Genomic DNA, 21,908 nt, shown 5'->3' with positions numbered 1-21,908 from the left:
GAGGCGCTACTACCCCCCGGGGGTATCGTGTGAGGGTGTTGAGAGGAGCGTTCTGATGACCACCGCCACGTACCAGGTAAACGGCATGACCTGCGGGCACTGCGTCAACTCGGTCAGCACCGAGATCAGCGCCATCGCCGGCGTCCGCGACGTCCAGGTCGACCTCGCCTCCGGGCAGGTCACCGTCGCCAGCGAGGCGCCCCTGGACCCAGCGGCCGTCCGGGCCGCGGTCGACGAGGCCGGCTACGACCTCGTCGACGCCTGACAGTCCCTAACCGAGAGAACCCGAGGTGCCAGTCATGAACACGGCGACGAAGCTGAGCGGTTTCGCGCTCGGTCTCGCGGCGGTGTTCGGCGCGGCGTACGGGGTCGGCCAACTGGCCGATCCCGTCGCCCCGGCCGCCGAAACCCGCCACGACACCACCGCCGAGCACGGCAGTGCGGGCCATGACGAAGCTGGGACCGAAGCCGCCGCGCAGATCCCCGGTGGCCTGCTGGTCTCCGACCGCGGGTACACCCTGACCCCGGTTCCCGCCTCAAGCGGTGAGTTCGCCTTCCGGATCACCGGTCCGGGCGGTCGGACCGTCACGACCTTCGACGAAGCGCACGACAAGCGGATGCACCTCATCGTCACCCGCCGGGACCTGTCCGGCTTCCGGCACGTGCACCCCGACATGGCCCCCGACGGCACCTGGCAGGTGGCCTCACCCTTCGGGGACCCCGGAAGTTGGCGCGCCTTCGCCGATTTCACCCCCACCGGTGGCCAGCCACTCACCCTCGGCACGGACGTCGCCCTACCCGGCGCGTTCACCCCACGTCCGGTACCCGCACCCGCACGCACCACCACCGTCGACGGTTACACCGTCGCCCTCGACGGTGACCTGCGGCCGGGCAGTACCGCGAAGCTGACCCTGACCATCAACCGGAACGGCGCACCGGTCACCGACCTGCAGCCCTACCTCGGCGCGTACGGCCACCTGGTCGCCCTGCGCCAGGGCGATCTGGCCTACCTGCACGTGCACCCCGACGGAGAACCCGGTGACGGGCGCACCCAGCCCGGCCCGCAGGTCACCTTCTACGCCGAGGTTCCCTCGGCCGGCACGTACCGCCTCTACCTCGACTTCCAGCACACCGGAACCGTGCGGACCGCCGAATTCACCCTCGTCGCCGGCACCTCCGCCGAGCCCGGCCCAGCGACGCCGTCAACGCCGTCGACGCCGAACAGCCCGACCCCAGCCGCCACCGATGGGCACGGCGAACCCGGCCACGGCCACAACTGATTGGCGGATGCGATGACGTCCACTGCGAAACCCCTGCAGCTCGCCCCGAACCAGATCGAGCTGTCCATCGGGGGGATGACCTGCGCCTCCTGCGCCGCCCGGATCGAGAAGAAGCTCAACCGGATGGACGGTGTGTCCGCCACGGTCAACTACGCCACCGAGAAGGCCACCGTCCGGTACGCCGGCGAGGTCACCCCGGACGACCTGATCGCCACCGTGGAGAAGACCGGCTACACCGCCGCCCTGCCACCCCCAGCCTCCGCCGCGACAGCCGAGCCGTCAGAGCCAGTCGATGAGCTGCGCAGCCTGCGCACCCGGCTGTGGGTCTCGGTTGCATTGAGCGTGCCGGTGGTCCTGTTGGCGATGGTGCCGGCCATGCAGTTCGAGTACTGGCAATGGCTGTCGCTGACCCTCGCCGCCCCGGTCGTGGTCTGGGGTGCCCTGCCGTTCCACCGTGCCGCTTTGATCAACCTGCGGCACGGCGCTGCGACCATGGACACCCTGATCTCGCTGGGCACCCTCGCCGCGTTCGGCTGGTCGCTGTGGGCGCTGTTCCTCGGCGACGCAGGCATGCCGGGCATGACCCACCCGTTCAGCTTCGACATCACCCGCTCCGACGGCGCCGGCAACATTTACCTGGAAGCCGCAGCCGGCGTCACGACATTCCTCCTCACCGGCCGGTACTTCGAGGCCCGCTCCAAGCGCACCGCCGGAGCGGCCCTACGCGCCCTGCTGGAACTCGGCGCGAAGGACGTCGCCGTCCTCCGGGACGGCGCCGAAACTCGCATCCCTATCGACCAGCTCGCGGTCGGGGACCGATTCGTGGTCCGGCCCGGGGAGAAGATCGCCACCGACGGGGTGGTCGACGAGGGCACCTCGGCGGTCGACGCCAGCATGCTGACCGGCGAGTCCGTCCCGGTCGAGGTCAGCCCGGGCGACGCCGTGGTCGGCGCCACCGTCAACGCAGGCGGTCGGCTCGTCGTCACTGCCACACGCATCGGCGGAGACACGCAGCTCGCCCAGATGGCGAAGCTCGTCGAGCAGGCGCAGACCGGTAAGGCCGCGGTGCAGCGGCTGGCCGACCGGATCTCCGGCGTCTTCGTCCCCATCGTGATCGCCCTCGCGGTCGGCACGCTCGGCTTCTGGATCGGCAACGGCAGCGGCCTGGCGGCCGCGTTCACCGCCACGGTCGCCGTACTGATCATCGCCTGCCCCTGCGCCCTCGGGCTGGCCACCCCAACAGCGCTGCTGGTCGGCACCGGCCGCGGCGCCCAGCTCGGCATCCTCATCAAGGGACCCGAGGTGCTCGAGTCCACCCGGCGGGTCGACACGGTCGTGCTGGACAAGACCGGCACCGTGACCACCGGAAAGATGACACTGGTCGACGTGCTGCCGGCCGACGGCCAGGACGCCGATGACCTGCTTCGGCTCGCCGGAGCGCTTGAGGTCGCCAGCGAACACCCGATCGCCCAAGCGATCGCCACCGGCGCCGCCGCCGCCGGGACGCTACCGACGGTCAATGACTTCGCCAACGTCGAAGGGCTCGGCGTCACCGGCACCGTCGAGGGCCGCGACCTCATGGTCGGCCGGGCCCGCCTGCTGCGCGAACGTGGCCTGCAGGTATCCGCCGAGGTCGAGCGGGCGGCCAGCGAGGCCGAAACCGCCGGCCGGACGGCCGTGCTGGCCGGCTGGGACGGACAGGCCCGCGGCGTCCTCGCCGTGGCCGACGTGGTCAAACCAACCAGCCGAACCGCAGTCGACCAGCTGCGGGCACTGGGCCTGAACCCGGTGCTGCTCACCGGCGACAACACCACCGTCGCGAACGCCGTCGCCGCCGAGGTCGGCATCGACCAGGTGATCGCTGAGGTGCTGCCCGCCGACAAGGTCGACGTGGTCAAGCGCCTGCAGGCCGACGGAAAGGTCGTGGCCATGGTCGGCGACGGGATCAACGACGCCGCCGCGCTCGCCCAAGCCGACCTCGGCCTGGCTATGGGCACCGGCACCGACGTGGCCATCGAGGCCTCGGACCTGACACTCGTCCGCGGCGACCTGACCGCCGCCGTGGACGCCATTCGCCTGTCCCGGCGAACCCTGAGGATCATCAAAAGCAACCTGTTCTGGGCCTTCGCCTACAACCTGGCTGCCCTGCCGCTGGCCGCGGCGGGAATGCTCAATCCGATGATCGCCGGCGCAGCGATGGCGTTCTCCTCGGTGTTCGTGGTCGCTAACAGCCTCCGCCTGCGCCGCTTCCACGCCACCAACGCGTAGCGGTGCGCAGGCCGCACCCGAAGGGACCCCTCACGGTCATGACATACGTCTTACGAGCAGAAACGCCATCGGTCGAGGTCTACCGACACCTGCGGGTCGCCGCCGGTCTGAGCGCCAAGTCAGCCGCCGCAGCGGCCGCGGGTTTGGACGGCACATGGCACGCCGTCGTCGCCTATCAGGGTGACCAACCCATAGGCATGGGCCGCGTCATCGGTGACGGCGGCACCGCCTTCCAGATCATTGACATGTGCGTATTGCCCGAGCATCAGGGCCGAGGAGTCGGCAAGAGGATCATGGCTGCACTGATGGAGCGACTCCTGGATCGCGCGCCTAGCACCGCCTACATCTCACTCATCGCGGACGGTGCCGCGCGCCACCTCTACGCACAGTACGGCTTCGCGGAGACCGCGCCAGAGTCGGTCGGCATGGCCCGCCGACTCTGACGCCTGCATGCTGATCCTCGTGGGGGCCGCGTCTCCACTGCCGTTCGGCAACACGAGAGCGGTGTCGGCCGAGCCGTTCTGGGCGGATGGTTCGGACGTCAGTCTGTGGCGGTGGGCTTGAGTGCGGTGAGGGTGAGAGTGACCAGGCGCTGGAGCCCGTCGTCCGAGGCCACCGTGCTCGAGGCGGTCAGGGCGTGCAGGCAGAAGGCCACCAGTTCATCGGCGGGAACGTCGACACGAGCCTGACCGACTTCGGCAGCGTCTGTGATCAGCTCCCGCACAAGCGTGTGCAGTCGCGCGTGGGCCTCGGTGGTGTGGTCGCTTTGATGCAGTGCGGCAGCGAGGTCACCACCGTGGCGGTGCTGTGAGAGCCGCGCGTAGGCGACGAGCACGGCGCGCAACCGCGTCGACGGGGTGTCGGCTTGCTCGCGGATGGCGCTGAGGTGATCTAGGTGCTGGGCGAGTTGGCGCTCGTGCCAGGCAAGCAAGATCGCGTCGACGTCCGGGAAGTACTTGTAGAGGGTGGCGCGGCCGATGCCGGTGAGTTCGGCGATCCGGGACATGGTCACGCCGGTCAGCCCGTGACTGGCGACGAGGGTTGCTGCGGCGTCAAGAACTGCCTCGCGCACCGCCGCTCGGTGCGCCTCAATCGTGTCGTTCCACAGCCTCGGCACCGTCATATGATACATGCCGCCACACCGCAGACACTCTGACTTGACGGAGACACAGTGTCTCGTAAAAATTTGGCAGTCGTTGCTGGATCGGTTGGGAGGGTCAGATGGCGGGTCAAGCAGGCGGACCGGGGACTCCGACGGGCGTGCCGCGGTGGGTGAAGGTCATTGGCCTGGTTGTAGCGGCCCTGCTGGTCGTGTTCGTCGTCATCCAGGTGAGTGGCGTGGCCGGTGAGCATGGTCCTGGCCGGCACCTGCCGGGCGGACGGTAAGCCGTGTTGCGGCAACGCTGGCGTAAGGCGGCGTTGACTGCGCACGTCGTTGCATCCTTGGGGTGGCTCGGCGCGGTCGTCGTCTTCCTGGTCCTGGCCTTGGCGGCGCTGCGCAGTGACGATGCGATGGTGACGGCGGCCGGATATGTGGCAATGGACATGTCAGTCCGGTTCGCCATCGCTCCGCTCGCAGTCGCGTCGCTGCTCAGTGGCGTGGTGTCATCGCTGGCGTCGCCCTGGGGGTTGGTGCGTCACTGGTGGGTGCTGATCAAGTTGGCGTTGGTTGCGGTGGCCACGGTGGTGCTGCTGCTCCAACTGGAGCCGATTGCTGCGCTTGCCGACGTAGGGATGGCCTCCGCGCCTGTAGCGAGCGGGAAGCAGTGGCGTGAGGCAGTCGTTTCGCTGGTCGTGCATGCGATCGGCGGCCTGGTCATTCTGCTCGCGGCGACGGTGTTGGCCGTCTACAAGCCGAGGGGTCTGACGGGATTCGGCCGGGCACCATCGCCGGCAAGGGTCACCGCCCGTCACGGTGAAAGGCCTGGCAGGGCGTGATGGATGTTGTTGCGTCTGTCCTGCCGAGCCACCTGAGCTTGATCCACTTCCGCAACGCGCCACAGGTCGTCGCCGTCGCTGCTTAATCAGGGTCTGCTCGATGAGCGGTGGTGCCAGGTCACGAGGGGGCGGGGGCTACGCCGGGTGAGGGGGTCGTCGCCGGTGGGTTCGAAGCCAGTAGCGCGGGCAACGGCGACGCTGGCGATGTTGTCGGGGTCGATGCGCAGGATCATCCGCTGCACGCCGAGATGCTGGTAGGCGTAGGTGGTCATCAGTCGCACGGCGCGGCCGGTGAGTCCTTGTCGGCGGTGTGCTGCGCCGACGGCGTAGGCCAGCTCGGCGTCGCGGCCGCGAGGATTGCGGCCGGCGGGGTCGGTGGGGAAGAGAAGGATTTCGCCGAAAGGGGGGTGTCCATCAGTGGTGATGGCGAGTTGGATGCTGTGGCCTTCGGCGCGGCGGGTGCGGGCTTGGTTGAGGTAGTTTCGCGCGGCTGTCAGGTCGAATGGAGAGGCCAGCGGCGTCCATTGAGCTACGTCGGGGTCGTCGAAGAGTTCGACCATGACGGGCAAGTCGTCATCGGTCCATTCCCGCAGGTCGAGCCCGAGGCCGGATATGCGGATGGTCACTGCTGCCCTCCCGCTGCTCGTGCGCCTGCTGCCTGCCGCCAGGCGGAGCGGCCAAGCAGGCGGAGTCCGTTGAGGCCGACGATGACGGTGGAGCCTTCGTGTCCGGCGACGCCGAGTGGGAGCGGCAGGGTGCCGATGATGTCCCACGCGGCGAGGACGGCGATGAACGTGGCGGCGATGGCGAGGTTCGCGATGACGAGCCGGCGAGCGCGGCGGGCCAGTTGTACGACGGCGGGCAGGGTGGCGAGTTCGTCGCGGGTGATGACGATGTCGGCGGTGTCGAGGGCGAGGTCGGAGCCGGCGCGTCCCATGGCGATGCCGACGTGGGCGGCGGCCAGGGCTGGGGCGTCGTTGACGCCGTCGCCGACCAGGACCACACGGTCTCCGTGGCCTTCCAGTTCGCGTACCGCGGTGACCTTTTCCTGAGGTAGCAGGCCAGCGCGGACGTCGGTGATGCCGATCTTGGTGGCGAGGCGTCGGGCGGCGCGTTCGTTGTCGCCGGTCAGCAGCACCGGGCGCGCTCCGGTGACAGCGGTGAGTTGGGTGACCGTGGCGGCGGCGTCGGGGCGGAGCGTGTCGGCCAGGCCCAACACGCCGACGGGTTCGCCGTCGACCTGGACCGCGACCGCTGTTCGGCCTGTCTGCTCCAGCTCGTCGACGAGGGCGCGTAGCGCGCCGTCCTGGCCGGCGTCGAGTCCGGTGGGGCTGCCGACGTCGACCTGGTGGCCGTCCACCTGGGCGGTGACGCCGCGCCCGGGCGTCGAGGTGAAGGCGTCCGGCGCGGGTAGCGGAATCTGCGCTCTGCGGGCGGCGGTGACCACGGCGCGGGCGAGCGGGTGTTCGGAGGAGCTTTCGGCGGCGGCGGCCAGGGCGAGCACCTGATTTTCGGTGAGGCTGGCGTGGGGCAGGAGCCGGATGTCGGTCAGGTGTGGGGTGCCGTCGGTGAGGGTGCCGGTCTTGTCGAAGGCGATCCGGGTGGTGGTGGCGAGGGATTCCATCACCACGGCGGATTTGACCAGCACGCCGTGCCGGCCGGCGTTGGCGATCGCGGACAGCAGCGGCGGCATGGTGGCCAGCACCACCGCGCAGGGTGAGGCGACGATCATGAAGGTCATCGCCCGCAGCAGCGTCGGTTGCAGCTCGGCACCCAGCGCCAGGGGGATCACGAACAGGGCAACGGTGGCGGCGACCATGCCGACGGAGTAGCGCTGTTCGATTTTCTCGATGAACAACTGCACGCGGGCCTTCGTGGCGCTGGCTTCGGCGACCATAGCGACGATCCGGGCGATGACCGTGTCGCTGGCCGGTCGGGTCACGCGGATGCGGAGCGCGCCGGTGCCGTTGAGGGTGCCGGCGAACACCTCGTCGCCGGGGTGTTTGTCGACGGGCAGTGGCTCGCCGGTGATGGTGGCCTGGTCGACCTCGCTCGCGCCGTGGGTGACCTCACCGTCGGCGCCGATCCGCTCGCCGGGGCGGACAAGGATGATGTCTCCCACCTGCAGCTCGGCGGCGTCGACGGTCTCCTCGCCACTTGCGGTGAGGCGGGTGGCCGTGTCGGGTGCGAGGTCGAGAAGGCCACCGACGGAGTCCTCGGTGCGTTTGGTGGCGATGGCTTCCAGCGCGCCGGAGGTGGCGAAGATGACGATGAGCAGCGCCCCGTCGAGGACCTGGCCGATGGACGCCGCGCCGATCGCCGCCAGGACCATCAGCAGGTCAACGTCGAGTTTGCGCTCGCGCAGCGCCTGCAGGCCGGCCCAGCCTGGCTCCCACCCGCCAGCGACGTAGCAGGCGACGTACAGCGTCCACCACAGCCAGTCCGGGGCGGAGGACAGGTGGGTTAGCAGGCCCAGGACGAACAGGCCGGTCGCCGCTGCGGCCCAGCGGACCTCGGGCAGCGACCCCAGAGCAGTCCGCCGCTGATCAGCTCGGCGCTTGGGGACCGGCGGTGAGGGTTGGGCGGTGGACGGGTTCTCGACGCTTGTCGTCACCCAGGCATCTTATATGCGCAGTCACGCAGATACGCAAGCAATGGGATGGCCGGTATGCTCAGGCCATGCACACGTCGCTGCCCGACTTCGACATGCCCAACGAGGAGCAGGTGCATCTGGCGGCCGAAACCTTCCGACTCCTGGCCGACCCCACCCGGATCAAGGTCCTGTGGGCGCTGTTGCAAGGCGAATCATCCGTCGCCTGCCTCGCTGAGCTCGCCGGAGCCGCACCCACGGCAGTCAGTCAACACCTGGCCAAGCTCCGGCTTGCTGGACTGGTTAAGGGGCGTCGCGAGGGAACCTTCGTGTACTACTCCGCGGCCGACGAGCACGTCCGGCGACTGCTTCGGCAAGCCCTGTTCCACGCCGACCACATCGACCGCAACCTGTCCGAAACGCCGACGGCGTAGCCGAGTCGGCGAGTAGCCACGCGAGTAGTCGAGGTGGCGGTTTCCTCCAAGCTGAGGCTCCGCGGGGGGAAGACGATTCCCGCCGCCCGGGCACCGTTGTTGCTTTGCCATTCTGGCCTTCTTCCGGGTCCGCATGCCGCCGGTCTCGCTATGACCCAAGCGGCCGTCGTGGCGTCGCGTCAGTGGCAGCCGGCTGACCTGGGTCGGGCTCGACCACCTTGCCGACGGCTTCTGGGCTAGGGCGGAGATCACCGCCCCACATACCCCCGGGGGTATGTGTTACCGTGGGGTGCGGAGGTAGATGAGATGAAGTTGCGTCCAGAGATGACTGGCGAGGCGCTGACCCGCCTGAAGCGGGCCCGAGGGCAGCTCAACGCGGTCATCGAGATGATGGAGAACGGCGAGGACTGCCGTCAGGCGCTGACCCAGCTCGCTGCGGTGTCCAAGGCGATCGACCGGGCGGGCTTCAAAATCATCGCCTCTGGTATGCGGCACTGCTCCGCTGCCCGTGATCGCGGCGATCAGCCGGAGATGACCGAAGAGGAACTGGAGAAGCTCTTCCTGGCCTTGGCGTGAGCCGCCGGGGCTGACTCTGGTACGCCCAGGCGGCGTGTGGCCCGCCCGGGCGGCTAAACGCGTGTTCGATTTCGACCAAGGGTGACGACTAATCCCCGGATACCCCGGGGGGTATAAGTGGAAGGAGTGGACGGATGGCGATGCAGGTGTCGGTCATCGCGACCTCGTCCCTGGGTGACCGCAGCTACCTGGCGACAGACGGCCGGGTGGCGGTGGTGGTGGACCCACAGCGGGACATTGACCGGATCGTGTATCTCGCGGGGGAGAAGGGCGTGCGGATCACGCACGTGGTGGAAACGCACATCCACAACGACTACCTCTCTGGTGGCCTGCAACTGGCCCGGCTCACCGGCGCGGAGTACCTGGTCTCCGCCCACGACGAGGTGAGCTTCGACCGCATGCCGGTGTCCGACGGCGACCAGGTGACCGTGTCCGATGGGCTGCGGCTGCGGGTGGTCGCCACTCCCGGGCATACCTTCCACCACCTTTCCTACGTGCTGGACGAGCCCGGCGACGGTGGCTGGTCTCCGGTAGGGGTGTTCACCGGCGGCTCGCTGCTGTTCGGCACGACAGGCCGCAGCGACCTGCTCGGGCAGCAGCACGCTCACACGCTGGCCCACCAACAGCACACCTCGGCGAAACGGCTGGCTGACCTGCTGCCCGACGGGGCCCAGGTATGGCCGACGCACGGGTTCGGCAGCTTCTGCTCGGCCAGCCAGGCCGACGCCTCCGAGTCGACCATCGGCCGTGAGAAGCAGGCCAACCCGGCGCTGCGGCTGGCGGCCGACCAGTTCGTCACCGAAACCCTGGCCGGGCTGGACGCCTACCCGGCGTACTACGCCCACATGGGCGTAGCCAACACCGCCGGACCGGCTCCCGTCGACCTCGGCCCCGTGACCCGCGCCGACGCCGGTCAGCTGCGGGAACGGATCGCCGCCGGCGAGTGGGTCGTCGACCTGCGACACCGCAAGGCGTACGCCGCCTCGCACCTCGCCGGCACGATCGGCCTCGGCCTGGACGGGCCCATGTCGACCTGGCTCGGCTGGCTGATCCAGTGGGGCGTGCCGATCACCCTCCTGGCGGAGACCCCGGAGCAGGTCGCGGGCGCCCAACGGGAGCTCGTCCGCATCGGTATTGACCGTCCGGCGGCGCAGGCCACCGGAACCCCCGAGCAGTGGGCGACCGACCTGACCGACCTGCGGGAGCTGACCGTCGCCGACTTCGCGGCCCTCGCGGCCGCGCAGGCGGGCAACATCCCCGACGGCCTGCCCGCCCCGCGGGTGCTCCTGGACGTCCGGATGACCAACGAGTGGAACGCCGGCCACATCGACGGCGCGGTGCACATTCCACTGCCCGACCTGCCCAAGCGCCTTCGCGACGTGCCGGCCGGAACCGTCTGGGTGCACTGCGGCTCCGGCTACCGCGCCACCGCCGCCGCGTCGCTGCTGGCCAACGCCGGCCACGACGTCGTTCTGATCGACGACATGTTCGGCCGGGCCGAGCAGGCCGGCGTGCGCATGGCCGCCTCGGTCTGACGATCGCCGCCCTCGTGCCGCGCCGACCACTCGACAGTGGCATCGCCGGTGTTCTGCACGCCACCACACCCCTGTGGTCCCTGCTGGTCGCCTCGCCCTCGGCGCGGAACACCGACCTCACCTGGCACGCCTCGCCGGGCTGCCGGACTTCACCGTCGCCGCCCTGCTCGGCAACGCCCTGCCGTTCCTACTCACCAACATCAGGCAGCAGAGCGTCGCACGCGGGCACCCCGACCACGTGGGCCCTACGCCCCACCAGCGGCCCGCGCCCCGAACCGACTCCAATCGAAAGGAAGCGCATGAGCACGACCCCGACGAGCCCCGCGACGCTTGACACGGCCACCCTGCGCGCGCTGATCGCCGCCGGGCAGGCACCCCGGCTGCTCGACGTCCGCACCCCCGGTGAGTTCGAGACCTCGCACATCCCCGGCTCCTACAACGTGCCGTTGGACCTGCTCAAGGAACACCGCGAGGAACTGCGCCACCACCTCGACGAGGACGTTGTCCTGGTCTGCCGCTCCGGCGCCCGCGCCGCCCAGGCCGAACAGGCCCTCGCCGGCGTGGGCCTGCCCAACCTGCGCGTCCTCAACGGCGGCATCATGGCATGGCAGGCGGCCCACGCGCCGATCAGTCAAGGCAAACCCCGCTGGAACCTGGAGCGCCAGGTACGCCTTGCCGCCGGCTCCATCGTCCTGGCCAGCGTCCTCGCCTCGGTGTTCGTACCCGGCCTGAAGTGGATCGCTGGCTTCATCGGCGCCGGCCTCACCTTCGCCGCGCTGACCAACACCTGCGCCATGGGCATGCTGCTCGGCAAACTCCCCTACAACCGCGGCGCCACCTGCGACCTGGACAGCGTCGTCGCCCAACTGCAGCGGGAGCCTACGACCGGGCGGCAGGAATGACTGGCAGCATCGCCCTGACCGCCGGGTTGGCCGTACTGATCGGGATCAGCCTCGGTCTGCTCGGCGGCGGCGGTTCGATCCTGGCCGTACCGCTGCTGATCTACGTCGCCGACCTGCCGGCCAAGGAAGCCATCGCCACCTCGCTGCTCGTCGTCGGCGTCACCAGCGCTGTCGGCGTGCTGCCGCACGCGCGGGCCGGGCGCATCCGGTGGCGCACCGGGCTGCTCTTCGGCGTCGCCGGCATGGCCGGTGCCTACGCCGGCGGCCGCCTGGCCCAGTTCATCCCGGCCGGAGTGCTGCTGACCGGGTTCGCCCTGATGATGCTCGCCACCGCCATCGCGATGATCCGCGGCCGGCGTGCCGCAGAGGCTCGGCCGGTGCCGCACGAGCTTTCCGTCCTGCGGGTCGCTCTCGACGGCGTCGTGGTCGGCCTGGTCACCGGCCTCGTCGGCGCTGGCGGCGGCTTTCTGGTGGTCCCGGCACTGGCCCTGCTCGGCGGCCTGCCGATGCCCGTCGCCGTCGGCACCTCGCTGGTCGTCATCGCGATGAAGTCCGTCGCTGGCCTCGCCGGATACCTCTCCAGCGTCAGCATCGACTGGGGCCTGGCCGGCGCCGTCACCACCGCCGCCGTGATCGGCAGCCTGCTCGGCGGCCGGCTCGCCAGCCGTGTTTCCGAGAACGCGCTGCGCAAGGCATTCGGTTGGTTCGTCGTGGTGATGGGCGTGTTCGTCCTAGCCCAACAGATGCCCGGCCAGGTAAGGGCCAACCCCCTGCCATGGGCCACCCTCGGCCTGACCGCTGTGGTGGCAGTCGGCATCATCGTCCGGCAAAACCGACGGCGTGGCCGGCAAACCGCCCCTGAGGTCGTGGCGGCCGCACGCCGCTGAGACTCGGGGGGGTCCGAGATCGCCTCACCACCGTGGGCGAGCATCAACGTGAGATCCCCGCGAGCCGTGCCCGGGTCGTGCACACCACGTCGCCGCCGCAACCCTGCAAGGGTGTCGCCGCATGCACCGGTCAGCCCGGTCGCGTCAGCGACGTCAGCCAGCAGCGGAGCGTTGGCATGCACGAACCAAGCCACGCCCGTCGGCGCTCACGAATGACCTTGGGCGAATGATGAGGACCTCCTGTCATGAAGTGGAGCTGCTGAAGGCGACCACGTCACAAACCAGGACATCCTCGTGTCCTCACCCAACGCAGCGCTGAGTCCACGTGCCCAGCTGCGTCTGGCCAAGTTCATGGTGAATGAGGGCTGGCCGGTCGCCCGCCATTGCGACCTGTGCCGATGCGGCGGCGGCACGGCCGGCCAGGCGAATGGTGCGTACAGCCTCACAACGGGTCACGGCGGGTCTCCAGGTCTCAGGCGTGGCAGCGGACGCACTGACATGCCGATGAGCGTGCGTCGGCGACCGAGGTGGAAGCAGGTGCAACATGCTGGGTGCGCCGATCAACATCGAGTGGGCACGGGAGTGGCGGGAGACCGTCGCTGATCAGGGCTCGCGGGCGCCGTACACGCGCAGGATGCTGTGGCGCAGCGCTGCCGCCGTCTGCGCGGTGGTCATGCGGCCAGCGGCAACTTCGCCGCCGGCCGCGTGCCCGAGCGCCATGGTCGCGGAGACCAACCAGGCCGGGCTGACGGTGCTGTCGAACTCGCCGGTGACCTGGCCACGCCTGATCAGCCGCTCCAGGCGCTCGATGACTGCGGCATGCTGACGGTCGGAGTCCGCCTGGTCGGCGGCGGTCACCGAGGGGTGCAGGAGCAGCGGGTACCGGTCGAACAGCCGCCAGGTGACGTCCAACCAGCGCAGCAGCGCCTCGGTGACGGTGCCGCTGTCCACGTCGGCGGCGTCGAGGGCGGCGACGGCTTCGGCGGTGATGCGGTCGATGACCGCGGCCACCAGCAGCGGCCGGGACGGGTAGTGGGCGTACACGGTTTGGCGGGTGACGCCAGCTGTGGCGGCGACCTGTTCCACCTTCGCCGCCGGATGCCGACCGAGCACCTGGACGGCGGCGTCGAGTACCGCGGCGGCGCTGCGCTCGGCGTCGGAACGCCGCCGGCGGCGCCGACCATCTGTTATCTCTGACACGTTGTCTAATCTACCGCCTTGCATTAACGTAGACACCGTGTCAAAGATAACTCGATTCAGGGAGATCAAATGACGCCCCGTACCGACCTGACCGGCTACCTGGCCCGCTATCCGCAGGAGGCAGGGCTGGGCGACGAGGATCCGGCAACCGTGCTGGACCGCTACCACACGCCGGACTATGAGCTGGTCAACGACGGCGTGCTGCTGGACCGGAAGCGGCTGCTGGATCACATCCGTCCGGCCCGCAAACGGGCCATTGGTCTCCGTGTCGAGGTGGAGCAGGCGCTGGTGGACGGCGACCAGGTGGCCGCCCGGTACCGGCTCATCGCGGAACTGCGCAAAGGCGGCACCATCACCACGGAGATCTACATGTTCGGGGAGTTGGCTGCCGACGGTCGACTGCGCCGCGCCATCCAAGCCACGCGGGCGATCCCATCAGAATAGTTCCAAAAGTTTGCCAAGCGGCGCCTCGACGGTGATGACCACAGTGAGGTTCGCGCCCGCCCGATTGGGCTGCGCGCTGGCCGGCTGAACCGCGTACGACCCGGTCGGATTTTGTGTCCCAGCGGTGGCTAGGGGTCGGGGATCACGGTGGGAGCAGCCGGGTGCACTGAACGGCGTTGAACTGCATCCGACGGGGGCGCCGACACCGCCGCGCGTTGCACCTCGGCGGCCAGGCCGCCGGGCCCGACACCGACCCGCTGGTGGTACTGCCCGACTCCACTGCCCAGGCGTTCGCGGTTCCGGGCCGGCCCGGCCGTGTTGTCGTGACCACCGGCATGCGCCGGCTGCTCACCGACCGCCAGTTCGACGCGCTCCTCGCACACGAATACGCGCACCTGAGTTCGGGTCATCACCGGCTGGTCCAGTCGGCCGAGCTCGCCGCCGCGATGCATCCGGCCCTCTGGTGGGTCGCACGTCACGTCGACTATCTCGTCGAACGAGCCGCCGACGAGCAGGCCGCCGTGGAGGTGGGCAACCGCCACACCGTCGCACACGCGATCGGCGTGGTCGCACTGGCTTCGCGGGTTGAGATGGATGTCCCGCGAGGCCTGTACGCCGCATCGCCGGGGGGAGTCGTTCCTCGCCGGGTGGCCCAGCTGCTGCGACCGCACGCCACCCTCCGCTCACCCGCGCTGCACGGGCTGCCGGTGGCGCTGGCGCTGTCGTCGCTGATCTGGTCCGGCGAGGCGGTCTACGACTTCGTTCAACTGATCGGCGCGGCCCGGCCAGGCTGATTAGCGGCCGACGGCTAGCCCGATTTTCCGGAGCACACTTCGGCAGCTACTGCTCCCTGTTCGACGCTCCCGCCGGACAGGGGCATCATTCGAGCGCGCCGGCATGTCCGTCACAACCGCCGGGACCGGCGGCCCCTGCACCCCTGGCCGGGCGGAGCGGGAAACTGATGGCATGTCCTCGACGATGCTCGTGGTTGGCCCGAAGCTCGGCGTTGCGCTGGTCGTGCTGACCCTCGTGGCGGCGGCCGTCGTGACCCTCGGGAAACTGGGCCACGGCCGGCAGGTGACGGTCGCCGCCGTCCGTGCCGCGATTCAACTGGGTGCCGTGTCGGTGCTGATCGCCGGCATTGTGGTGTCGCTGTGGGCCACGGCCGCGTTTGTCGTCCTGATGTGCGCGGTGGCGGCGGGCACCTCCGGTCGGCGGATTACGGGCGGCAGTCGGGGGTGGTGGGCCGGTGTGCCGATCGTGGCGGGCAGCATGGCCGTGGTGGCGGGGCTGTTGTTGGCGGGCCTGGTGCCAATGCGGGGTATCGCGATCATCCCGGTCGCGGGGATCCTGATCGGTGGGGCGATGACCGCGACGTCGTTGGCCGGGCGGCGTGCGCTCGACGAGTTGACCAGCAGGCGCGGTGAGGTGGAGGCCGGCCTGGCCTTGGGTCTACTTCCCCGTGACGCCGTGCTGCTGGTGTGCCGTCCGGCGGCCGGACAGGCGTTGGTCCCGGCACTCGACCAGACCCGGACGGTCGGCCTGGTGACCCTGCCCGGCGCGTTCGTCGGCGTGCTGCTCGGCGGAGCGAGCCCACTTGCCGCCGGAGTGACGCAGTTGGTCGTCCTCGTCGGGCTCCTCGCCGTGGAGGCCGTCGCCGTCGTTCTCACCGTCGAGCTGGTGGCCAGTGGCCGTCTCCAACCCGCCGGGCCGAACCCCGACCAGGCCACTGGCGCAATTCGATGTCGCAACGGCCGCAACGTCTTGCCTGATGGCAGTCGTCCGCTTCCATTCATTGCGGTCGGTCGTCGAACGTGCAAGCACCGGCCTAGGTCGGCAGCTCGTGGGCTCGGGATGCCTGGCCGATCACAGGCCGTTTCGCCTGCCCGGCCGGCGTCCGCGACGGCGGGAGACCACTGGGACGGAGCATTGTCTTCGGCTGGCCGCCGTCCGGATCGCGGCGCGGGCTGTTCAGATTCTGACCTGCCTGGGAACGGGCGGTGCGGCCGGTGGGCACGACGGTGCGGCGACCGCGCTCGGTCGCAGATTCGAAAGGTGACGCAACCATGTCGCGGTGGCTTTGATCATTCCGTCCTCGAACGCGAGGCGGGCACTCATCGCCGGGGATCCCTCGGCGGTGGCATCCGTCAGATTCCGCTGGCGTAGATGGGCCGCCGCCAGGCTGGTGCTGATGAACGCCTCGAACGTAGCCAGGTCTGCGCTATCGACGGCCAGTATGCCCTTGGTGTAGATCTCCTCGAGGCTGGCGTGCTCTGTCACGTCGGTCAGCCACGACTGTTGCCGGTGCTGGCACGCTGCCGTCAGCACACACCTAGGCCGGTTCTGGTTCTTATTGTGCGGTGAGATCACGCGTTCCAACCGCACGTGCCCGGAGCGTGCAAGTCGGTTCACCGTCGTGGTGAACCGCCGAATGTCGACCGCCTGCTCGGGGCCGAGAAGCAGGGTGTGGCGTTGGTGCAGGTCGAAGGCGTTGGACGGCTGCCCGTTCAGCAGGACCAGCAGGACGTCGCCCAACGCCACGGGCGCGGACATCAGCGTCCTCCCCAACTCGTACTTATCCAGCCCTCGGCTCGTGGGCAGCAGCGACGACGGTGGCGAAACCGACTCGTGGGTGCCCTGCTGCGCGGCCTGCGGCCAACTGAGCCGAGGGCGATGAACTTTTACACAAGATGTAGAAGCAAGCAAGCGGAGGCTTGTCCGGATCGGTTCGCCTCCGGCCGCGTACTCGAACGTCACAAGGCGAGACGTGTCGGACCTGGATACCGGGGCCCTGCTCGGGTGACGGCACCTCAGCATCGGGGTAGCAGGCATGCCCCGCCCCTTCGCGCGCGATGATCGGAGGTGACGCGGACCCTGCCGGGTCCGCCGGGACTGCGGGCGGGAAGGAACGAACGGCGTGCGTGTGCTGGTCGTCGAGGACGAGACCGCCCTGGCGGAGGTGATCCGTACCGGCCTGACCGACGAGGGATTCGCTGTCGATGTGCAGCACACCGGGACCGACGGGCTGTGGGCGGCCACCGAGAACCCGTACGACGTGGTGGTGCTCGACATCATGCTGCCCGGCCTCAACGGCTATGAGGTGTGCCGGCAACTGCGGTCGCGGGACGTGTGGACGCCGGTGCTGATGTTGACCGCGAAGGACGGCGATTACGACCAGGCCGACGCGTTCGACCTCGGCGCGGACGACTATTTGATCAAGCCGTTCTCGTTCGTGGTGCTGGTGGCCCGCCTGCGGGCCCTGATCCGCCGCGGCGCCCCGGCCCGACCGGTGATCCTGACCGCCGGTGACCTGGCAGTGGACCCGGCCCGGCGGCAGGTGACCCGCGCTGGGCAACCGATCCGGGTGACCGCCCGGGAGTTCGCGCTGCTGGAGTTCCTCATGCGTCATTGTGGCGACGTGGTGTCCAAGCGGCAGATCATCGACAACGTTTGGGACGCGCACTTCGACGGCGACCCCAACATCGTCGAGGTGTATGTCGGCTACCTGCGCCGCAAGATCGACCAGCCGTTCGGCCGGCGGGCCATCCAGACTCAACGGGGCATGGGCTACCGGCTGGCCGCCGACGGCGGTTGACAGTGCCCCAAGTGGTGTCAGGCCTCAGCTCACAAAATGCGGGTGTGGTCGGTGAACCGATCCGCTCGGGAACGCAACAGTAGTGGCGATGGACAACGAGGATCTGATCGCTGCCATGGCCGGTGGTGACGAGAGCGCCCTGCGGGAACTGTTCTCGCGGCACGCCCCGTGGCTGGCGGGTCGGCTGCGCGCGGCGCTGCCGCCCCCCGACGTGGAGGACGTCCTGCAGGAGACCTTCCTGGCCGCCTGGCGGGGCGCTGCTACGTACCGAGGTGGGGGTGCCGGCGGTTGGTTGTGGGGCATAGCCCGCCGCCAGGGCGCGCTGTGGCTGCGCCGGCGCGGGCAACCCGCGCTGCTGCTGGCCGCCCTGGCCGAGACCGGTGACCACAACTGCGCAGACCCGGCTGAGACGGCGCTGTCCAGGGCCGAGCTTGCCGACGCCGTGAAGGTGCTAGGGCCGGAGGGCAGCCTGCAGCGCGAGACCTGGCGGCTGATGTACGTCGAGGACAAGTCCGTGGCTGAGGTGGCCGAATTGATGGGTGTTCCCGCGGGAACGGTGAAGAGCCGCGCGTACCAGATTCGCCGGCTGATGCGTGCTGCCCTACGGCGCCACGAGCCGGCGCGCGATGGAGGTGGGCAGTGACCAACGGTGATGTGACGCGCCGGGTCGAGGAGCCCGACGGGCGGGGCCCCGCACCGGAAGGTGTCGATCTTGATCGGGTCTGGGTCGGGGTGGCCGCCCAGGTGTGGCGTCGCCGCCCCGGGGCGGTGGAGCGGCTGGCTGGGCATCTGCTCCGCTCGCCGGGCCTGGCCCGGGCTTTGGTCACGACGCCGTCGCTGCTGCTTGGTTGGGTCATCGCCACCGCGGTGGTGCTGCTCGCCGGGCTCCTCGCCACGCTGAGCACCGGAACGCCGTACGTGGCGCTTCTTGCCCCTGCGGTCGCCGCGGCGGGCATCGCGTTCGCCTACGGCCCGGGCATCGACCCCGCCTGGGAGCTGTCGTGCAGCGTGGCCGTCAGCGACCGCATGGTGCTGCTGGTCCGGGCGCTGGCGCTGTTCGGTGTGAACGCGGCGTTCGGGCTGGGCGCTTCGGCCGCGTCGGGAACCGCCACGGCCGTCACGATCGGTTGGCTGGTCCCGATGACCGCGGTGTGCGCGCTGGCCCTGGCCGCCGCGACTGTCGCCCGGTCGGCGAACGTGGGCGTGGCCGCGGGCCTGCTCGGCTGGACGATCACCGTCCTGTCCGGGCAGGTAGCCGCCGGTCGGCTCACCGCCGCGGTCACCGACACCGCGCTCTGGCCTGCCTACCTGGCGTTCGCCGCCTGCTGTGCGGCGATCGTCCTCTACTCGACCCGGACACCGAGAGGAACGTCATGAACGTCGAGATCAGCGATCTCACCCGGCGCTTCGGCCGCACCGAGGCCGTGGCCGGGGTGACGATGGAGACCGGCCCAGGGGTGTTCGGTCTGTTGGGCCCGAACGGGGCGGGCAAGACATCGCTGTTGCGGATGTTGGCCACGGTGATCCCACCGACCTCGGGTCGGATCCGACTGCTGGGCCGCGACCCCGGCCAGTACGGACAGCGCCGGCAGATCCGGCGCCGGCTCGGCTATGTGCCGCAGAACCTCGGCTACTACCCGCGGTTCACCGTCGTGGAGTTCGTGGAGTACTTCGCGCTGCTCAAGGAGATGCCGCCCGCGCGGGTGCACCACGCGGTCGCCGCCGCGGTCGAGCGCGTGGGCCTGGGCGACAAGGCGACGGCGAAGCTACGCACTCTCTCCGGTGGGATGCTGCGCCGGGTCGGGATCGCGCAGGCCATCGTCAACGAACCTGAACTGCTCCTGCTGGATGAGCCGACCGCCGGGCTGGATCCCGAGCAACGGGTGGCGTTCCGTGCTCTGCTGCGCGACCTCGGCCAGCGCGCCACCGTCATGGTCAGCACGCACCTCGTCGAGGACGTCGGTGCCGCCTGCACCCAGGTCGCCCTCATGGACCAGGGGAAAATCGTCTTCCAGGGGACGCCGGAGGAGTTGACATCGCGCGCCGAGGGAACCACGGCGGCCGGCGATGCTCCACTGGAGCGCGGATACAGCGCGGTGTTAGCGCAGGCGCGGTCATGACCGCCGCCCCAGTGATCTCCGCGCTGGACGAAACGGCCCGTCGTACACGCGTGGCGATCACGGCGGCGGGAGGGCTGCTTCGCCTGGAGATGCGCCGCAGCGTGATGGTGTGGATGCTGCCACTGGTCGCCGCGCTGTTCTGGTTCATCACCTACCGGCCGAACATGGCGTACCCACCGCTGTGGAACGTCCGTGCGATGGCCATGCAGACGACAGCTCTGGCGGTCTTCGCGCCGACGGTGGTCGGCGCCTCCGCATGGCTGGGCTGGCGGGAGCGCCGTCACGGCATGGCCGACCTGGTCATCGGTACGGCCCGGCCGCGGTGGACTCGACAGCTCGCCACCTGGACCGCGACCACCTGCTGGGCGATCGTCGCCTACCTGGGATGCGTGAGCGTCTTGTACGCGGTGACCGCGTGGCAGGGCGCCTGGGGTGGGCCGCTGTGGTGGCCGGTCGCGGTGGGCGCCGCGAGTATGCCGGCGTTCTCCGCGCTCGGATTCGTAGCCGGGGTGCTGCGCCCCAGCCGGTTCACCGGACCGCTGGTCGCGATCGGTGTGTTCCTCGCGCTGCAGATCAGCCTGCAGTTCATTCACGGCGATGACTCGTACTGGCAAATCTCGCCGTTGGTTGCCGGCCCCTGGGAGATCGGGCCTGACCCGGGTGTGGCGACCTTCTACCGCTACCTGCCCGACCTTCCCGTCGCGCAGGTGTTGTTCCTCGCCGGCCTGACCGCGGCGTTGCTGGGCGTTCTCGGCCTACCCGCCGACGCCGGCGGGCGGTGGCTGCGCCGGTGCGCGGCGGCTATCACCGCGGCCGGGCTGCTGGCGGCCGGAACCGCGGTTGCGTTGGCCGGCACCGGCCGCCTCGACGCCCACGGCATGATCGCGATCCCGCTGCTGCACACCGCGGGCAACGATCGTCCAGTGCGCTACACGCCCGTCTGCAGCCACACCCCAATCCCGGTCTGCCTGCACCCCGCCTACACCGGCTACCTGCCCGCGGTGACGGACGCCCTCGAACCGGTGCTCACCGAGGTAGCGGGCCTGCCCGGCGCGCCAACGCGGATCAGCCAGGCCGCTGCGAGATATGAACAGGGGCCAGACAATCGCGTCAGCATCGGTCGGGCTGGCCCCCCTACGAGCGGCACGCCGCCGATATTCCACCTGCTCCTGCCCCATCAACTGACCACCGACGAGTTTGTTGCCGAGCTACGCGTGGACGCCGCGCCCAGCATCGTGAACAGCGTCGTAGGCGGTGGCCGCAACGCGAGTCCCGCGCAACAGGCGGTCGCGGAGGCCATCCTGGGCACATCCACCCTGACGCCCGCTAGTCCCGCCGCCGCAGCGGCGCAGCGATTAGCCGCGCTGCCGGCTGCTACCCGCCACGCCTGGCTCGTGGAACACGTGGCGGCGCTGCGCGCGGGCCAGCTCACCCTGGCGCAGCTGCCGTGACCGCCAGCGAAACTCGCAATCGCGGGTACGCGATGGCACCCGGCGGCCCGGTGCGGGCCGGGCTCCGGCTGGCTCGTCTGCACCTGGCCAGCCGCCGCGTCCCGGCGGCCCTGGCGGCGGTGGCGGCCTGCGCCGTCGGACTGCGGGTCGCGCTGCGGTGGCAGTGGGAGGCCTACGGAGCGCTGCAGTTGCCGCTGATCTTCGAAACCGGTTGCGCCGTGGCCATCGCTGTCACCGCCACGAGCCTGCTCGGCGAGCCGGAACGCGTCACCGGCCGGTGGCTGCCCTTCCTGCGACTGGCCACCGCGCTGGCGCTGACCCTCGCCGCCGTCGGTGCGCTGGCCGCCGCTGGAGCCGGTACGCACCTGCCCGGCGGCGCCGTGGAGGTGCTGCGCAACCTGGCCGGGCTGGTCGGCGTCGCCCTGCTGTGCGCAGCCCTGTTCGGCGGCGCGCTGGCCTGGGCCGGCCCTACCGCCTATCTCATAATCGCCCTCTACGCGCTGTACACGCAGTGGCACGGCCCAGCGGTGACCACGCCCTGGATGTGGCCAGCCCGACCACCACACGACCTCGGCGGCGCACTGTGCGCCGGTGTGGTGTTCGTCGCCGGAGTGACGCTCATCGCGGTGCGCGGAGCCCGAGACACCGGCCCGGAGACCCCACGCAGCGGATGACCGGAAGAGACGTC

At 70.0% G+C, this 21,908-nt stretch carries 23 protein-coding genes and 1 pseudogene; 19 read left to right on the top strand and 5 right to left on the bottom strand.

The genetic code is table 11. The features are described from left to right. Positions 1–55: 55 nt before the first annotated feature. Genes ACWD5O_RS26280 through ACWD5O_RS26265 form a run of 4 tightly spaced genes read left to right on the top strand, consistent with a single transcriptional unit; the run spans position 56 to position 3,991 of the window. Positions 56–265 (top strand): heavy-metal-associated domain-containing protein, encoded by a 210-nt coding sequence (locus tag ACWD5O_RS26280; protein WP_354968558.1) that lies wholly within the window; start codon positions 56–58, stop codon positions 263–265. A gap of 34 nt (positions 266–299) precedes the next feature. After that, positions 300–1,280 (top strand): hypothetical protein, encoded by a 981-nt coding sequence (locus ACWD5O_RS26275; RefSeq protein ID WP_450086852.1) that lies wholly within the window; start codon positions 300–302, stop codon positions 1,278–1,280. 12 nt (positions 1,281–1,292) lie between these two features. Further along, positions 1,293–3,548, top strand: coding sequence for a heavy metal translocating P-type ATPase (locus ACWD5O_RS26270; protein ID WP_450086851.1), 2,256 nt, complete (start codon positions 1,293–1,295; stop codon positions 3,546–3,548). A 38-nt stretch (positions 3,549–3,586) separates the two neighbouring features. Then, on the top strand, positions 3,587–3,991 hold the full coding sequence (locus tag ACWD5O_RS26265; protein ID WP_354968561.1) for a GNAT family N-acetyltransferase: 405 nt from the start codon (positions 3,587–3,589) through the stop codon (positions 3,989–3,991). Between the two features lie 98 nt (positions 3,992–4,089). Here the strand turns inward: ACWD5O_RS26265 and ACWD5O_RS26260 are convergent, their stop codons facing one another. Further along, entirely contained in the window at positions 4,090–4,665 is a 576-nt protein-coding gene (locus ACWD5O_RS26260) for a TetR/AcrR family transcriptional regulator (protein ID WP_450086850.1), read from the bottom strand. 275 nt (positions 4,666–4,940) lie between these two features. Here ACWD5O_RS26260 and ACWD5O_RS26255 point away from each other — a divergent pair, with 275 nt between their 5' ends. Beyond that, positions 4,941–5,486: a DUF2269 domain-containing protein gene (locus ACWD5O_RS26255; protein ID WP_450086849.1), complete on the top strand. Its 546-nt coding sequence runs from the start codon at positions 4,941–4,943 to the stop codon at positions 5,484–5,486. An 86-nt stretch (positions 5,487–5,572) separates the two neighbouring features. On the opposite strand, the gene ACWD5O_RS26250 is transcribed toward ACWD5O_RS26255, so the two are convergent. Further along, complete coding sequence (locus ACWD5O_RS26250; protein ID WP_450086848.1) at positions 5,573–6,112, bottom strand: GNAT family N-acetyltransferase; 540 nt, start codon at positions 6,110–6,112, stop codon at positions 5,573–5,575. Continuing rightward, positions 6,109–8,100: a heavy metal translocating P-type ATPase gene (locus ACWD5O_RS26245; protein WP_450086847.1), complete on the bottom strand. Its 1,992-nt coding sequence runs from the start codon at positions 8,098–8,100 to the stop codon at positions 6,109–6,111. Before ACWD5O_RS26245 ends, ACWD5O_RS26250 begins: the two co-directional genes overlap by 4 nt. Positions 8,101–8,165: 65 nt before the next feature. On the opposite strand from ACWD5O_RS26245, the gene ACWD5O_RS26240 reads away from it, so the two are divergent. The 5 genes from ACWD5O_RS26240 to ACWD5O_RS26220 all read left to right on the top strand — a co-directional run bounded on the left by ACWD5O_RS26240 (position 8,166) and on the right by ACWD5O_RS26220 (position 12,410). Next, a complete protein-coding gene (locus tag ACWD5O_RS26240) occupies positions 8,166–8,510 on the top strand; it encodes an ArsR/SmtB family transcription factor (RefSeq protein ID WP_450086846.1) in 345 nt (114 codons plus the stop codon). A 306-nt stretch (positions 8,511–8,816) separates the two neighbouring features. Continuing rightward, on the top strand, positions 8,817–9,086 hold the full coding sequence (locus ACWD5O_RS26235; RefSeq protein ID WP_450086845.1) for a metal-sensitive transcriptional regulator: 270 nt from the start codon (positions 8,817–8,819) through the stop codon (positions 9,084–9,086). A 134-nt stretch (positions 9,087–9,220) separates the two neighbouring features. Next, complete coding sequence (locus tag ACWD5O_RS26230; protein ID WP_450086844.1) at positions 9,221–10,621, top strand: MBL fold metallo-hydrolase; 1,401 nt, start codon at positions 9,221–9,223, stop codon at positions 10,619–10,621. A 299-nt stretch (positions 10,622–10,920) separates the two neighbouring features. Continuing rightward, on the top strand, positions 10,921–11,523 hold the full coding sequence (locus tag ACWD5O_RS26225) for a rhodanese-like domain-containing protein (protein WP_450086843.1): 603 nt from the start codon (positions 10,921–10,923) through the stop codon (positions 11,521–11,523). Continuing rightward, positions 11,520–12,410, top strand: a complete 891-nt coding sequence (locus tag ACWD5O_RS26220; protein ID WP_354968329.1) for a sulfite exporter TauE/SafE family protein — start codon at positions 11,520–11,522, stop codon at positions 12,408–12,410. The genes ACWD5O_RS26225 and ACWD5O_RS26220 overlap by 4 nt, the downstream gene beginning before the upstream one ends. 603 nt (positions 12,411–13,013) lie before the next feature. On the opposite strand, the gene ACWD5O_RS26215 is transcribed toward ACWD5O_RS26220, so the two are convergent. Then, on the bottom strand, positions 13,014–13,610 hold the full coding sequence (locus ACWD5O_RS26215) for a TetR/AcrR family transcriptional regulator (protein WP_450086842.1): 597 nt from the start codon (positions 13,608–13,610) through the stop codon (positions 13,014–13,016). Between the two features lie 69 nt (positions 13,611–13,679). Between ACWD5O_RS26215 and ACWD5O_RS26210 the strand changes: the two genes are divergently transcribed. From ACWD5O_RS26210 to ACWD5O_RS26200, 3 genes and pseudogenes are all read left to right on the top strand, one after another. Further along, the gene (locus tag ACWD5O_RS26210; protein ID WP_387330052.1) at positions 13,680–14,054 is read left to right on the top strand and encodes a nuclear transport factor 2 family protein; all 375 of its coding nucleotides are present in this window, start codon (positions 13,680–13,682) and stop codon (positions 14,052–14,054) included. 176 nt (positions 14,055–14,230) lie between these two features. After that, entirely contained in the window at positions 14,231–14,848 is a 618-nt protein-coding gene (locus ACWD5O_RS26205) for a M56 family metallopeptidase (RefSeq protein WP_450086841.1), read from the top strand. 103 nt (positions 14,849–14,951) lie between these two features. Continuing rightward, positions 14,952–15,677: pseudogene (locus ACWD5O_RS26200) on the top strand (ABC transporter permease); the annotation flags it as partial. A 348-nt stretch (positions 15,678–16,025) separates the two neighbouring features. Here ACWD5O_RS26200 and ACWD5O_RS26195 read toward each other — a convergent pair. Beyond that, on the bottom strand, positions 16,026–16,607 hold the full coding sequence (locus ACWD5O_RS26195; protein WP_387330088.1) for a hypothetical protein: 582 nt from the start codon (positions 16,605–16,607) through the stop codon (positions 16,026–16,028). A 364-nt stretch (positions 16,608–16,971) separates the two neighbouring features. Here ACWD5O_RS26195 and ACWD5O_RS26190 point away from each other — a divergent pair, with 364 nt between their 5' ends. The 6 genes from ACWD5O_RS26190 (at position 16,972) to ACWD5O_RS26165 (ending at position 21,894) form a co-directional block, all read left to right on the top strand. After that, positions 16,972–17,649 (top strand): response regulator transcription factor, encoded by a 678-nt coding sequence (locus tag ACWD5O_RS26190; protein ID WP_354968333.1) that lies wholly within the window; start codon positions 16,972–16,974, stop codon positions 17,647–17,649. 88 nt (positions 17,650–17,737) lie between these two features. Next, the gene (locus tag ACWD5O_RS26185) at positions 17,738–18,292 is read left to right on the top strand and encodes an RNA polymerase sigma factor (RefSeq protein WP_354968334.1); all 555 of its coding nucleotides are present in this window, start codon (positions 17,738–17,740) and stop codon (positions 18,290–18,292) included. Continuing rightward, positions 18,289–19,026 (top strand): hypothetical protein, encoded by a 738-nt coding sequence (locus ACWD5O_RS26180; RefSeq protein WP_387330061.1) that lies wholly within the window; start codon positions 18,289–18,291, stop codon positions 19,024–19,026. The genes ACWD5O_RS26185 and ACWD5O_RS26180 overlap by 4 nt, the downstream gene beginning before the upstream one ends. Beyond that, positions 19,023–19,769, top strand: a complete 747-nt coding sequence (locus tag ACWD5O_RS26175; RefSeq protein WP_354968336.1) for an ABC transporter ATP-binding protein — start codon at positions 19,023–19,025, stop codon at positions 19,767–19,769. The genes ACWD5O_RS26180 and ACWD5O_RS26175 overlap by 4 nt, the downstream gene beginning before the upstream one ends. After that, complete coding sequence (locus ACWD5O_RS26170; protein ID WP_450086840.1) at positions 19,766–21,220, top strand: hypothetical protein; 1,455 nt, start codon at positions 19,766–19,768, stop codon at positions 21,218–21,220. Before ACWD5O_RS26175 ends, ACWD5O_RS26170 begins: the two co-directional genes overlap by 4 nt. Next, the gene (locus ACWD5O_RS26165) at positions 21,217–21,894 is read left to right on the top strand and encodes a hypothetical protein (RefSeq protein WP_354968338.1); all 678 of its coding nucleotides are present in this window, start codon (positions 21,217–21,219) and stop codon (positions 21,892–21,894) included. Before ACWD5O_RS26170 ends, ACWD5O_RS26165 begins: the two co-directional genes overlap by 4 nt. Positions 21,895–21,908: the final 14 nt, after the last annotated feature.

The organism is Micromonospora sp. NPDC005161 (genome assembly GCF_053599855.1).
This window is presented reverse-complemented; position numbering and strand designations above follow the sequence as displayed.